We start from the raw sequence: 14,253 nt of genomic DNA, 5'->3' as shown, positions 1-14,253 counted from the left end.
GAGTAAGCACCTCTATGCGGACATCGGCCTTTGCACCCGGATCGACTGCAACAGCCCCACCGCCACCCACACCGCGAACATCGACGTACCGCCGTACGACACGAAGGGCAGCGGCAGGCCGGTGACCGGCATGATGCCCAGGGTCATGCCGATGTTCTCGAAGGCCTGGAAGGCGAACCAGGCCACGATCCCGGCGGCGACGATCGTGCCGTACAGCTCGGTCGTCTCGCGGGCGATACGGCAGGCGCGCCAGAGCACGACGCCCAGGAGGAGGATTATCAGGCCCGCGCCGACGAAGCCCAGCTCCTCCCCCGCGACCGTGAAGACGAAGTCCGTCTGCTGCTCGGGGACGAACTGGCCGGTGGTCTGCGAGCCGTGGAACAGCCCGGCGCCGGTCAGGCCGCCGGAGCCGATCGCGATGCGGGCCTGGTTGGTGTTGTAGCCGACACCGGCCGGGTCGAGGTCGGGGTTGGCGAAGGCCGCGAAGCGGTTGATCTGGTAGTCGTCCAGGATGTGCAGCTGCCACACGGCGATCGCGCCGATGGCGCCCGTGGCGATGAGGCCGAAGACCCAGCGGTTGGAGGCGCCGGAGGCGAGCAGCACGCCCAGGATGATGATCACCATGACCATGACCGACCCGAGGTCGGGCATGAGCAGCACGATCAGGATCGGTACGGCGGCCAGGCCCAGGGACTGCACGACCGTGCGGTGATCGGGGTACTTCCGGTCGCCCGCGTCGACCCGGGTCGCGAGCAGCATCGCCATGCCCAGGATGATCGTGATCTTCACGAACTCCGAGGGCTGGAGCGAGAAGCCGCCGCCGAGCACGATCCAGGAGTGCGCGCCGTTGACGGTCGAGCCGAGCGGGGTGAGCACCAGCAGGATGCCGAGGACCGAGAGGCCGTACAGGATGGGCACGACGTTGCGCAGGGTCCGGTGGCCGAGCCAGATCGTGGCGATCATCAGGGCGAGCCCGATGCCGGTGTTCATCACGTGCCGGATCAGGAAGTAGTACGGGTCGCCCTGGTTGATCTCGGTGCGGTTGCGGGTCGCGGAGTAGACCAGCAGCGAGCCGATCATCGACAGGGCGAGGGCCGCCAGCAGTATCGGCCAGTCCAGCCGGCGGGCCATCGAGTCCCGGGCGAAGAGCCGGGTCCAGCCGGCCCGCTCGGGGCCGTACCCGGAGACGGAGAAGCTGTTCGCGCCCGTCATGTGAGCATCCTCCGGCTTCCCCTCTTCCGGGCCCGCCGGCGGGTGTCGCGGTTTCCGGTCTCGGGCGAGGCGGTGGTCGCCGCGGGCTGCGTGCCGTCCGGGGAGGGCGAGCCCGAGGGGGTGGCCTCGATGTCCTTGACCGGGTCGCGGGAGACCTTGGGGGACTTGATCGTGCCGTCCGTACGGACCTTCGGCAGGTCCTTCTGCGGGGAGGGCAGCAGCGCCTTCTTCTTGTCGATCGCGCCGTCCGCCTGGACGCCGTACATCGCGCTGTAGATGTTGCGCACGGCCTCACCGGAGGCGCCGGAACCCGTACCGGCCTGGGCGATGGTCATGATGACCGTGTAGTCCTTGCTGTAGGTGGCCAGCCAGGACGTGGTCTGCTTGCCGTAGACCTCGGCGGTGCCGGTCTTGGCGTGCAGCGCGATCTTGTCCTGCGGCCAGCCGCCGAACTTCCAGGCGGCGGTACCGCGGGTGATGACGCCGGCGAAGGCGGCGTTCATGCCCTTGATGGTGGCCTTGTCGACCGGCAGCCTGCCGGTCTTCTTCGGCTTGATCTCCTGCACGGACTTGCCGTCGGGGCTGATGACCGCCTTGCCGATGGTCGGCTGGTACATGGTGCCGCCGTTGGCGACGGCTCCGTAGATCACGGCCTCCTGGATCGGCGTGACGAGCGTGTCGCCCTGGCCGATGGAGTAGTTGATCTCGTCACCCTCGCGCATCTTGTTGCCTTCGAGGCAGTTCTCGTACGCGATCTTCTCGACGTAGGAGCCGTCCTTCTTGCCGGTCTTGCACCAGGCGTCCTTGTTGGCCTTCCAGTAGTTCAGCTTCCACTGGCGGTCGGGGACGCGGCCGGTGACCTCGTTGGGCAGGTCGATGCCGGTCTCCTTGCCGAGGCCGAACTGGTGGGCGGTCTTGAAGAAGTAGTCCTTCGGCTGCCCCTTCTTGGGGTTGATGCCGCCGTCCTTCTTCCACTCCCGGTCGGCGAGGCCGTAGAAGACGGTGTCGCAGGAGACCTCCAGCGCCCGGCCGAGCGAGATCGGGCCGAAGCTCTCCCCCTCGAAGTTCTTGAAGACCTGGCCGCCGACGGAGTACGAACTGGTGCAAGGGTAGCCGCCGTCCCAGGCGTACCCGGCCTGGACCGCGGCGGCCGTGGAGACCACCTTGAAGGTCGAACCGGGCGCGGCCTGACCCTGTATGGCCCGGTTGAGCAGCGGGTAGTCGGAGTTCTTCCCGGTGAGCTTCTTGTAGTCCTTGGCGGAGATGCCGCCGACCCAGGCGTTCGGGTCGTAGGTCGGGGCGGACGCCATGGCGACGATCCGGCCGGTCTTGGCCTCCATCACGACGACCGCGCCGGAGTCCGCCTTGTAGTTCTCGCCGGTGATCTTGTCGAACTGCTGGCGGGCCTTCTTCATCGCCACGTTCAGCTCGTACTCGGCGACCCGCTGGACCCGGGAGTCGATGCTGGTGACGAGGTTGGCGCCGGGCTCGGCGGCGTCCGCCTCGGCCTTGCCGATGACCCGGCCGAGGTTGTCGACCTCGTACCGGGTGACCCCGGCCTTGCCGCGCAGCTCCTTGTCGTACTGGCGCTCCAGGCCGTTGCGGCCGACCATGTCGGAGCGCAGATAGGGCGAGTCGGTGTCCTTGGCCTGCTGGATCTCGTTGTCGGTGACCGGCGAGAGGTAACCGAGGACCTGGGCGGTGTTGGCCTTGCCGGGGGCCGGGTAGCGGCGCACGGCCTCCGGCTCGGCGGTGATGCCGGGGAAGTCCTCGGCGCGCTCGCGGATCTGCAGGGCCTGCTTGGCGGTGGCCTCGTCGGTGATCGGGATCGGCTGGTACGGGGAGCCGTTCCAGCAGGGCTGCGGGGTCTTGGCGTCGCACAGCCGGACCTTCTGCATGACCTCCTCGGGGTCCATGCCGAGGACCCCGGCCAGCTTGGTGAGGACCGCCTTGCCGTCGTCCTTCTGCTTCAGCAGGTCGGTGCGGGAGGCGGAGACCACCAGCCGGGTCTCGTTGTCGGCGAGCGCCACGCCTCGCGCGTCCAGGATCGAGCCGCGTACGGCGGGCTCGACGACCTGCTGCACATGGTTGCCGGAGGCTTCCTTCTGGTACTCGGCGCCCTCGCGGATCTGCAGGTACCACAGCCGGCCGCCGAGGGTGCCGAGCAGGGAGAGGACGAGGATCTGGATCACTACGAGCCGGGTCTGGACCCGTGGGGTCCGTCCGGTCTCGGGAATGTTGGTCACTGCGGCTGCCTCCCCCTCTCAGTGTGTGTGCGCGTCATATGTGGATGTGTCATATACGACGAAGCTGTGAGCGCCCGCGTCGAACTCCCGTGCGCTCACAGCCGCTTGACCCCCTTGATGCGGCCGACGCGCGCGGTGCGGGTGCGGGTCTTGGCCTTCAGGCCGCCGAGGCCGCCGCGCTGGCCGCCGATCCGCAGACCGGTGCCGGAGGAGAGCCAGCCGGAGGAGATGTCGGTGGCCTTGGTCGCGGAGGTGGTCTCCGCGAGCGGGTCGTTCTCCGCGCGGCGGGCCAGGGCGATGACGCCGGGTACGACGAACGGCGCGAGCAGCAGGTCGTACACGGCGGCCGTGGACAGCAGGCTGACCAGGCCCACATGGCGGGCGGCGGTGTCGCCGACCAGGGCGCCGACCCCGGCGTACAGCAGCGTCGAGCCGATCGCGGCGGCGACCACGACGGCCATCGGGCCGGTGGCCGACTTCAGGCGGCCGTTCTCCGGCTTGATGAGTCCGGCGAGGTAGCCGATGACGCACAGCACCAGCGCGTAGCGGCCGGCGGCGTGGTCGGCGGGCGGGGCGAGGTCGGCGAGGAACCCCGCGCCGAACCCGACCAGGGCGCCACCGACATGGCCGTAGACCATCGCCAGGCCCAGCACGGTGAGCAGCAGCAGGTCGGGCACGGCACCCGGGAGATGGAGCCGGGCGAGGACGCTGACCTGGATCACCAGGGCGACGACGACCAGCGTGATGGAGAGCAGGATCCGGTTGAGGCGCATGAAACTTCGCTCCTACTGCTGCTGCTGGTCGTCGGCGTTCGCGCCGGCGGACGGGGTCACCGTGACGGTCACCGTCGGGGTGGGGGTCGGCTTGGGCTTGGCCGGGAGCACGGTGTCGCGCGGGTCCTTCTTCGGGGCCTCGACGACGACGCCGACGATGTCGAGTTGGGTGAAGCCGACGAACGGCGTGACGTAGAGGGTGCGGGTCAGGCCGCCGCCGGAGGGGTCGATGCGGGAGACGACGCCCACGGGCACGCCGGGCACGAACGGCTTGTCGGCCTGGGAGCCGAAGGTGACCAGCCGGTCGCCCTTCTTCACCTCCGCCTTGCCGTTGAGGAGTTCGACGCGCAGCGGGCGGTCGCCCTGCCCGGAGGCGAAGCCGAGTTCGTCGGTGCCCTCCATCCGGGTGCCGACGGTGAAGTCGGGGTCGTTGGCGAGCAGCACGGTGGCGGTGTTCGGGCCGACGGTGGTGACACGCCCGACCAGGCCGTCACCGTTGAGCACGGTCATGTCCCGCTTGATGCCGTCGTCGGCGCCGACGTCGATGGTGACGGTCCAGGAGAAGCCCTGGGCCGAACCTATGCCGATGACCTCGGCGCCCTTGATGCCGTACTGCCCCTCGCCCGCGATCTTCAGCATCTTGTCGAGCTGCTTCAGACGGCTGCGGTTGCGGTCGGCGCTGCCGAGCCTCGCCTTGAGGGCCGCGTTCTCCTTCTCCAGCCGGGCCAGCCGGTCGTGCCGCTCACCGGAGTCACGGACCGCGGAGACGGCGTTGCCGACCGGATCGACCGCCGACGACACCCCGTTCTCGATCGGGCCGAAGACCGTGGCCGCGGCCTGCCGGGCGCCGTCGACCGGGGAGTTCTCGCCACCGCGGATGTCCACCGTGATCAGCGCGAACGCGATGGCGATCAGCAGCACCAGGAGCAGCCGGCTCTCTTTCGTGTCCCTCACGTGCGGCGGCCGTGCCTTTCCTCATAGGAATTGTGCGAGCTTATGCCTCTATATCAACGATCCGCCGTACGAGAGAAGATCATCTCGTACGGCGGAATCGAAGAGTTACGTCATCTGCGCGGCTGCGCGTCCAGCACCTGCTGGAGCGCCTCGAACTCCTCGACGCACTTGCCGGAACCGAGCGCGACGCTGTCCAGCGGGTCCTCGGCGATGTGGATCGGCATACCGGTCTCCCGGCGCAGCCGCTCGTCGAGGCCGCGCAGCAGCGCACCGCCGCCGGTCAGCACGATGCCCCGGTCCATGATGTCGCCGGACAGCTCCGGCGGGCACTTGTCCAGGGTCGTCTTGACGGCGTCCACGATCGCGTTGACGGGCTCCTCGATCGCCTTGCGGACTTCGGCGGCGGAGATGACGACGGTCTTCGGCAGTCCGGAGACGAGGTCCCGGCCGCGGATCTCGGTGTGCTCGTCGGTCTCGAGTTCGTACGCGGAACCGATCGTGATCTTGATCTGTTCGGCGGTCCGCTCACCGAGAAGGAGGCTGTACTCCTTCTTGATGTGCTGGATGATCGCGTTGTCCAGCTCGTCGCCCGCGACCCGGATGGACTGGGCGGTGACGATGCCGCCGAGCGAGATGACCGCGACCTCCGTGGTGCCGCCGCCGATGTCCACCACCATGTTGCCGGTGGCCTCGTGGACCGGCAGACCGGAGCCGATGGCGGCGGCCATGGGCTCCTCGATGATGTGCACCTGGCGGGCACCGGCCTGGGACGAGGCCTCGATGACGGCGCGGCGCTCGACTCCCGTGATGCCGGAGGGCACGCAGACGACGACGCGCGGCCTCGCGAGGTACCTCCGCTTGTGGATCTTCAGGATGAAGTAGCGAAGCATCCGTTCGGTGATCTCGAAGTCGGCGATGACCCCGTCCTTCAGCGGACGCACCGCGACGATGTTGCCCGGGGTCCGGCCGATCATCTTCTTCGCTTCGGACCCGACCGCGAGGATGCCACCGGTGTTCGTGTTGATCGCGACGACGGACGGCTCGTTGAGTACGATCCCGCGACCCCTGACGTACACCAGCGTGTTGGCGGTCCCGAGGTCGACAGCCATGTCACGGCCGATGAACGACATTGAGTTCCCCATCAGGATTCGTCTGGCCTTCCCATGAGCTTTTGAGGGCTTTTCAGGTCGGCGAGGTGGGTGCTGTGACGTGCAGGCTTACATCGTAAACGCGCCTGCGCGAACACTGCGCGAGGGTCTTCGCCATTGTCAGCAGATGGCCGACCCCCTCGCTCCTGGAGACGGCCCAACGGGGGCACTCGTTCCCCCGATCGGCACGCATATGCCAAGCGGCGGCCGAAAAGGTACGGCCGCCGCAGCTCAGGGGGCGCACAAAGGTGATGCTCCCTCAGAAAAAACCTCGAAAAATCCCCGGGGGGTGGCGGGTCAGGCGCGACCCGGGAAGAAGATCTTCACCTCGCGCTCCGCCGACTCCTCGGAGTCGGAGGCGTGGATCAGGTTCTCGCGGACGATGACGCCGTAGTCGCCGCGGATGGAGCCGGGGGCCGCCGCGATCGGGTCGGTGGGACCGGCCAGGGCGCGCAGACCCTCGATGACACGCTCACCCTCGACGATCAGCGCGACCACCGGACCGGAGGCCATGAACTCCACGAGCGGCTCGTAGAAGGGCTTGCCCTTGTGCTCGCCGTAGTGCTGCTCCAGCGTCTCCTGGTCCAGCGTGCGCAGCTCCAGCGCGGTGATCTGCCAGCCGGCCTTGCGCTCGATCCGGCTGATGATCTCGCCGGTCAGGCCGCGACGGACGGCGTCGGGCTTGAGCAGGACGAGGGTGCGCTGAGTCACGTGAGGGCTCCTTCTGGCAGACGTGTGCGGTGGGACGAGGTTACAAGGTCGGGCTCAGCCCTCGTTACGCAGCGTCAGGTGTAGTGGGTGACTCCGCCTGCGCCGCGAACCGCGCCTTCGCCTCGTCCACCTTCCGCCCGAAATGCACCGACGCCCACCACAGGGCCCCGAAGATCACTCCCAGGAAGAACATCATCGGGACGAAGAACCCGGACGCGACGAGCGCGATCTGCAGGGCCCAGCCGAGGGCCACGCCGCCCGGCCGGGTCACCATGCCGCACAGCACCACGCTCAGGAACATGGCGACACCGCAGACCGTCCACACCGTCGACGTCGACAGGTCCTGGTCCTTCATCGCCACCAGCCCCGCGAAGCCGATGACGAAGAACTCGCCGATCAGGGTCGAAGAACAGAGCGTACGCATGGGAATCCTCAGCCCTTCCCCAGAAGCAGCCGGGCCTCGCCGACCGTGATGACGGAACCGGTGACGAGTACGCCGCCGCCGGCGAACTCGCCCTCCTCCTCGGCCAGCGTGATGGCCGCCTCCAGCGCGTCCGGCAGCCGCGGCTCCACCTGCACCCGGTCCTCGCCGAACACCTCGACCGCGATCGCGGCCAGCTCGTCGGCGTCCATGGCGCGGTGACTGGAGTTCTGGGTGACGACCACCTCGGCGAAGATCGGCTCGAAGGCCTCCAGGAGCCCGCGGACGTTCTTGTCGCCGCTGGCCCCGACCACCCCGATCAGCCGGCTGAAGTCGAAGGCCTCCCCCACCGCCTCCGCCGTCGCCCGCGCCCCCGCGGGGTTGTGCGCGGCGTCCAGCACGACGGTGGGAGAGCGCCGTACGACCTCCAGCCGGCCCGGCGAGGAGACGGCCGCGAAGGCCTTGCGGACGGTGTCGATGTCCAGCGGCTGCGCCCGCTGCGCGCCCACGCCGAAGAACGCCTCGACGGCGGCCAGCGCCACGGCCGCGTTGTGCGCCTGGTAGGGACCGTGCAGGGGGAGGTAGACCTCCTCGTACTCGCCGCCCAGCCCACGAAGGGTCATCAGCTGCCCGCCGACCGCGACCTGCCGCGCGACGACCCCGAACTCCAGGCCCTCCCGTGCCACGGTCGCGTCCACCTCGACCGCCTTCTTCAGCAGCACCTGCGCCGCGTCCACCGGCTGCTGCGCCAGGATGACCGTCGCGTCCTGCTTGATGATGCCGGCTTTCTCCGTGGCGATCTCGGCGGCGGTCTCGCCCAGCCGGTCGGTGTGGTCGAGGTCGATGGGGGTGACCACGGCCACGTCCCCGTCGATGACGTTGGTGGCGTCCCAGGAGCCGCCCATGCCCACTTCCACGACGGCCACGTCCACGGGCGCGTCCGCGAAGGCCGCGTACGCCATGCCGGTGAGCACCTCGAAGAAGGAGAGCCGGAACTCCTGCTGGGCGTCGACCATCTCCACGTACGGCTTGATGTCCCGGTACGTCTCGATGAACCGCTCGGCGGAGATCGGGGCGCCGTCCAGGCTGATCCGCTCGGTGACCGACTGCACGTGCGGGCTGGTGTACCGCCCGGTGCGCAGCTCGAAGGCGCCGAGCAGCGCCTCGATCATGCGGGCCGTGGAGGTCTTGCCGTTCGTCCCCGTGATGTGGATCGAGGGGTACGACCGCTGCGGCTCGCCCAGGACGTCCATCAGCGCGGAGATACGGCTGACGGAGGGCTCCAGCTTGGTCTCGCCCCAGCGCGTGGCCAGGTCCGCCTCGACCTCGCGCAGCGCCTTGTCGACCTCGGGGTCCTCGGGCCGGGTAGGGACGTCCGCCTCGGGCGGCCCGCCCTGTGTGCGCAGGGTGCGGCTGCCGGCCTCGATCACCGCGAGGTCGGGGTCGCGGTCCGTCTCCGCCGCGATGATCTCCTCGAAGGAGTCGAGGGGCTCGGGCTGGTCGCTGTTGCCGGGGAGGTCACTCACGGGGCCAGTCTACGGAGCGCCGCCGACACACGTGGGCGAAGGCCCCCGGAGCACGGAGTTCCGGGGGCCTTCGCCTGTGTACGTATGCCTACGCCTGCGGCAGCCGGTCCAGCTGCGCGGCGATCCGGGCGATGTCCTCCTCGGCCTTCGCCAGTCGCGTGCGGATCTTCTCCACCACCTGATCCGGCGCCTTGGCGAGGAACGCCTCGTTGCCGAGCTTGGCCGTGGCCTGGGCCTTCTCCTTCTCGGCGGCGGCGAGATCCTTGGCCAGGCGCTTGCGCTCCGCCGCCACGTCGATCGTGCCGGAGAGGTCCAGCGCGACCTCCGTGCCCGCCACCGGCAGGGTCGCCGTGGCCGTGAAGGCCTCGCCCTCCGGCTGCAGGCGCAGCAGCTGGCGGATGGCGGCCTCGTGCGGGGCGAGCGCCGTGCCGTCCAGGGTGAGGCGGGCCGGGACCCGCTGGCCCGGCTGGAGGCCCTGGTCGGCGCGGAAGCGGCGGACCTCGGTGATCACGGACTGGAGGGTCTCGATCTCCCGCTCGGCGGCGGCGTCGCGGAAGCCGCTGTCCGTGGGCCACTCGGCGATGACGAGCGACTCGCCGCCCGTGAGGGTGGTCCACAGCGTCTCCGTGACGAACGGGACGACCGGGTGCAGCAGCTTCAGCGTGACGTCGAGGACCTCGCCGAGGACCCGCTTCGAGACCTCGGCCGGCTCGCCGCCCGCCTGGAAGGTGGTCTTGGACAGCTCGACGTACCAGTCGAAGACCTCGTCCCACGCGAAGTGGAACAGCGCGTCGGAGAGCTTCGCGAACTGGTAGTCCTCGTAGAACGCGTCGACCTCGGCGACCACGGAGTTGAGGCGGGAGAGGATCCAGCGGTCCGTGGCCGACATCGCCGACGGCTCCGGCAGCGGGCCGTCCACCGTCGCGCCGTTCATCAGCGCGAAGCGGGTGGCGTTCCAGATCTTGTTGGCGAAGTTGCGGGACCCCTGGACCCAGTCCTCGCCGATCGGGACGTCGACACCGGGGTTGGCGCCGCGGGCGAGCGTGAACCGCAGGGCGTCGGAGCCGTACTTGTCCATCCAGTCCAGCGGGTTGACCGCGTTGCCGAAGGACTTCGACATCTTCTTGCCGAACTGGTCGCGGACCATGCCGTGCAGGGCGATGGTGTGGAACGGCGGGGTGCCGTCCATCGCGTAGAGGCCGAACATCATCATCCGGGCGACCCAGAAGAAGAGGATGTCGTAGCCGGTGACGAGGACGGAGTTCGGGTAGAACTTCGCGAGGCTCTCGGTCTGTTCGGGCCAGCCGAGGGTGGAGAACGGCCACAGGCCGGAGGAGAACCAGGTGTCGAGGACGTCGGTGTCCTGACGCCAGCCCTCGCCGCTCGGCGGCTCCTCGTCGGGGCCCACGCAGACGACCTCGCCGTCCGGGCCGTACCAGACGGGGATCCGGTGGCCCCACCACAACTGCCGTGAGATGCACCAGTCGTGGAGGTTGTCGACCCAGTCGAAGTACCGCTTCTCCATCTCCTGCGGATGGATCTTGACGCGTCCGTCGCGGACGGCGTCACCGGCCGCCTTCGCCAGCGGGCCGACCTTGACCCACCACTGCATGGACAGCCGCGGCTCGATGGTGGTCTTGCAGCGCGAGCAGTGGCCGACGGAGTGGACGTACGGCCGCTTCTCGGCGACGATCCGGCCCTCGGCGCGCAGCGCGGCGACGATGGCGGAGCGGGCTTCCAGGCGGTCCAGGCCCTGGAAGGGGCCGTGGGCGGTGATGACGGCGTGCTCGTCCATGATCGTGATGGACGGCAGGTCGTGCCGCTGGCCGATCTCGAAGTCGTTCGGGTCGTGGGCCGGGGTGACCTTGACGGCGCCCGTGCCGAACTCGGGGTCGACGTGCTCGTCGGCGACGACCGGGATGGAACGGTCGGTCAGCGGCAGCTTGATGAGCTTGCCGACCAGGTGCCTGTACCGCTCGTCCTCGGGGTGAACGGCGACGGCCGTGTCACCGAGCATGGTCTCGGCGCGCGTGGTGGCGACGACGATGGTCTCGTCCCCCTCGCCGTACTTCATGGAGACGAGCTCGCCGTCGTCGTCCTGGTACTCCACCTCGATGTCCGAGATGGCGGTCAGGCAGCGCGGACACCAGTTGATGATGCGCTCGGCGCGGTAGATCAGCTCGTCGTCGTAGAGCCGCTTGAAGATGGTCTGGACGGCCTGGGACAGCCCCTCGTCCATGGTGAAGCGCTCACGCGACCACGCGACGCCGTCACCCAGCCGCCGCATCTGCCCGCTGATCTGCCCGCCGGACTCGGCCTTCCACTGCCAGACACGCTCGACGAAGGCCTCACGGCCCAGGTCGTGCCGGGACTTGCCCTCCTTGCCCAGCTCCCGCTCGACGACGTTCTGCGTGGCGATGCCGGCGTGGTCCATGCCCGGCTGCCACAGCGTCTCGAAGCCCTGCATCCGCTTCCGTCGCGTGAGGGCGTCGATGAGGGTGTGCTCGAAGGCGTGCCCGAGGTGCAGGCTGCCGGTGACGTTCGGCGGCGGGATGACGACGGTGTACGGAGGCTTGTCGCTCTTCGCGTCGGCCTCGAAGTAACCCCGCTCTACCCAGCGCTCGTACAGCGGCCCCTCTACATCGGCCGGCGCGTACTGGGTCGGCAGTTCGGTGTCGGGCGCTGGTGGCTGCTGCTGAGCGTTCTCGGTCACGGGCTCAGTTTAGGGGTGTTACGGGGCAGTCCCGAAACGCCTTTGTTCTGTAACGGTGCGGCCCCCGGTGCGGTGCGCCCCTCACGCCTGGGTGAGGATGTCAGGGACACATAAGCATCTGAGGGGGAACCCAGTCATGAGCAGCAACCAGCCGGGCCCGTACGGCGGGCAGCCCCAGCAGCCCGGACCGTACGGCCAGCCGGGCCCCTACGGCCAGCAGCCGCAGGCCCCCCAGCCCGGCTACGGCTACCCCCAGCAAACGCCGCCCCAGCCGCAGCCCGCGTACGGCTACCCCCAGCAGGGCGTCCCCCCGCAGCCGAACCCGTACGGCCAGCAGCCCTACGGCGCCGTCCCCCCGCCGCCCGCGCCGGAGGGCGGCAAGAAGAAGACGGGCCTGATCATCGGAGCGGTGGCGGTCGTGGCCGCCGTCGCCGTGGGCGCGTACTTCGTGATCGGCGGGGGCAGCGGCGGTTCGGACATCGCCGACGACGGCGCGCACAAGCTGACCGCTCCGGCGACGGTGGTCGACGGGACCTACAAGAAGTCCGCCGACGAGTCTCCCGACGGCTTCAGCGACGACGACCTCAAGGACGCCGAGTCCTGGGGCATCAAGGACCCCAAGGACCTCAGCGCGGGGTACTCCTCGGGGTCGAGCGCCTCGCAGAAGTTCCTCGGGTTCTCCGGGGTGTACGGCACCATCGACGACCCGGAGAAGGTCGTCGACGCGATGTTCGCGAAGATGAAGACGGAGTCGGAGAAGGAAAAGGACTCGGAGGCCAAGCTCGTCGGCAGCCCCGAGAAGGTCACGCCCTCGGGCTTCTCCAACGGCGTCATGAAGTGCCAGTACGTCGAGAGCGCCGACTCCGGCAAGACCACGAAGATGCCCGTCTGCATCTGGGGTGACCACAGCACGGTGGTCTACGTGCTGTCGTACGACGTCGCCGCGCTGATGACCGGCAAGAGCAGCACGATCGCCGATGCGGCCGAGCTGACCGCCAAGCTGCGCAACGACGTGCGGGTCAAGGCCTGACGCCGTACGGCCGGCTCAACGGCGAAGGGGCCCCGGTCGGTTGACCGGGGCCCCTTCGGTGTCCTCGTTTCTCGCCGCGGGCGGCTACGCCGTCTTCTGCTCGCCCGAGCCCCGCCCGCGGGCGTCTCGCGGGATCAGGGTCGGGTTGACGTTGGAGTGGACGACGTCGGCGGTGATGACGACTCGGGCCACGTCCTTGCGGGACGGGACCTCGTACATCACGGACATCAGGACTTCCTCCATGATGGCGCGCAGGCCGCGGGCACCGGTCTGGCGGAGGATGGCCTGGTCGGCGATGGCTTCGAGGGCCTCGCGCTCGAAGTCGAGTTCCACGCCGTCGAGTTCGAAGAGGCGCTGGTACTGCTTGACCAGGGCGTTACGGGGCTCGACCAGGATCTGCAGCAGGGCCTCGCGGTCGAGGTTGTGGACCGAGGTGATGACCGGGAGGCGGCCGATGAACTCGGGGATCATGCCGAACTTGACCAGGTCCTCCGGCATGACGTCCTCGAAGACGTCCTTGGCCTCCAGCTCGCGCTTGGAGAGGATCGTCGCGCCGAAGCCGATGCCCTTCGCGCCGGCCCGGGCCTCGATGATCTTCTCCAGGCCGGAGAAGGCACCGCCCACGATGAACAGGACGTTCGTCGTGTCGATCTGGATGAACTCCTGGTGGGGGTGCTTGCGGCCGCCCTGCGGCGGGACCGAGGCCGTGGTGCCCTCGAGGATCTTGAGCAGGGCCTGCTGTACACCCTCGCCCGAGACATCACGGGTGATCGACGGGTTTTCGCTCTTTCGGGCCACCTTGTCGATCTCGTCGATGTAGATGATCCCGGTCTCGGCCTTCTTGACGTCGTAGTCCGCCGCCTGGATCAGCTTCAGCAGGATGTTCTCGACGTCCTCGCCGACATAGCCCGCCTCCGTGAGCGCCGTCGCGTCGGCGATGGCGAACGGGACGTTCAGCATGCGGGCCAGGGTCTGGGCGAGGAGCGTCTTGCCCGAGCCCGTGGGGCCCAGCAGGAGGATGTTGGACTTGGCCAGCTCGATGGCGTCGTCACGGCCCTGCGCGCCGCCGTTCTCGCCGGCCTGGACCCGCTTGTAGTGGTTGTACACCGCGACGGAGAGCGCCTTCTTGGCGGCCTCCTGCCCGACCACATAGCCCTCGAGGAACTCGTAGATCTCGCGGGGCTTCGGGAGCTCCTCCCAGCGCACCTCGCTGGTCTCCGCGAGCTCTTCCTCGATGATCTCGTTGCAGAGATCGATGCACTCGTCGCAGATGTACACACCGGGCCCTGCGATGAGCTTCTTGACCTGCTTCTGGCTCTTGCCGCAGAACGAGCACTTGAGCAGATCGCCGCCGTCACCGATGCGTGCCACGGTGTGCTTCCCCTTCGCCTGGGAGACGCCTAGATCCAGCGGCTCCTGGTGCTGCCTTATTCCGACGGTACCTTGCCGGGCCCCCCGTTCGGGCCCCCCTTGGCACGGTTCACTTTGACGTGCACCTTTCCGTGCACCGGGTCAAACC

General features: G+C 68.9%; 11 protein-coding genes. 1 reads left to right on the top strand and 10 read right to left on the bottom strand.

Going from position 1 to position 14,253, the window contains the following annotated elements:
- Nucleotides 1-12 precede the first annotated feature (12 nt).
- The 9 genes from rodA to ACZ7L0_RS13415 form a co-directional block, all read right to left on the bottom strand.
- Nucleotides 13-1,212, bottom strand: a complete 1,200-nt coding sequence (rodA, locus tag ACZ7L0_RS13455; protein WP_471242587.1) for a rod shape-determining protein RodA — start codon at nt 1,210-1,212, stop codon at nt 13-15.
- Nucleotides 1,209-3,458, bottom strand: coding sequence for a penicillin-binding protein 2 (mrdA, locus tag ACZ7L0_RS13450; protein WP_471242586.1), 2,250 nt, complete (start codon nt 3,456-3,458; stop codon nt 1,209-1,211). The genes rodA and mrdA overlap by 4 nt, the downstream gene beginning before the upstream one ends.
- A 95-nt stretch (nt 3,459-3,553) precedes the next feature.
- A complete protein-coding gene (gene mreD / locus ACZ7L0_RS13445; protein ID WP_471242585.1) occupies nt 3,554-4,231 on the bottom strand; it encodes a rod shape-determining protein MreD in 678 nt (225 codons plus the stop codon).
- A 12-nt stretch (nt 4,232-4,243) separates the two neighbouring features.
- The gene (gene mreC, locus ACZ7L0_RS13440; protein ID WP_471242584.1) at nt 4,244-5,185 is read right to left on the bottom strand and encodes a rod shape-determining protein MreC; all 942 of its coding nucleotides are present in this window, start codon (nt 5,183-5,185) and stop codon (nt 4,244-4,246) included.
- Nucleotides 5,186-5,295: 110 nt separating this feature from the next.
- Nucleotides 5,296-6,315 carry a rod shape-determining protein gene (locus ACZ7L0_RS13435; protein WP_471242583.1) on the bottom strand — a complete coding sequence of 340 codons (1,020 nt, stop codon included), beginning with the start codon at nt 6,313-6,315 and terminating at the stop codon, nt 5,296-5,298.
- Nucleotides 6,316-6,630: 315 nt separating this feature from the next.
- Nucleotides 6,631-7,044 (bottom strand): nucleoside-diphosphate kinase, encoded by a 414-nt coding sequence (ndk, locus tag ACZ7L0_RS13430; protein ID WP_030943193.1) that lies wholly within the window; start codon nt 7,042-7,044, stop codon nt 6,631-6,633.
- A gap of 64 nt (nt 7,045-7,108) precedes the next feature.
- On the bottom strand, nt 7,109-7,468 hold the full coding sequence (locus tag ACZ7L0_RS13425; protein WP_471242582.1) for a DUF4233 domain-containing protein: 360 nt from the start codon (nt 7,466-7,468) through the stop codon (nt 7,109-7,111).
- 8 nt (nt 7,469-7,476) lie between these two features.
- A complete protein-coding gene (folC, locus tag ACZ7L0_RS13420) occupies nt 7,477-8,991 on the bottom strand; it encodes a bifunctional tetrahydrofolate synthase/dihydrofolate synthase (RefSeq protein WP_471242581.1) in 1,515 nt (504 codons plus the stop codon).
- Between the two features lie 88 nt (nt 8,992-9,079).
- Complete coding sequence (locus ACZ7L0_RS13415; RefSeq protein ID WP_471242580.1) at nt 9,080-11,704, bottom strand: valine--tRNA ligase; 2,625 nt, start codon at nt 11,702-11,704, stop codon at nt 9,080-9,082.
- Nucleotides 11,705-11,840: 136 nt separating this feature from the next.
- Between ACZ7L0_RS13415 and ACZ7L0_RS13410 the strand changes: the two genes are divergently transcribed.
- Nucleotides 11,841-12,734, top strand: coding sequence for a hypothetical protein (locus tag ACZ7L0_RS13410; RefSeq protein ID WP_471242579.1), 894 nt, complete (start codon nt 11,841-11,843; stop codon nt 12,732-12,734).
- 84 nt (nt 12,735-12,818) lie between these two features.
- Here ACZ7L0_RS13410 and clpX read toward each other — a convergent pair whose 3' ends face one another.
- Nucleotides 12,819-14,105: an ATP-dependent Clp protease ATP-binding subunit ClpX gene (clpX, locus tag ACZ7L0_RS13405; protein ID WP_471242578.1), complete on the bottom strand. Its 1,287-nt coding sequence runs from the start codon at nt 14,103-14,105 to the stop codon at nt 12,819-12,821.
- Between the last annotated feature and the right edge of the window lie 148 nt (nt 14,106-14,253).

Source organism: Streptomyces sp. NPDC039424 (assembly GCF_055639495.1).
Note: the sequence above shows the minus strand (reverse complement) of the source record. Positions and strands in the feature narration are given on the sequence as shown.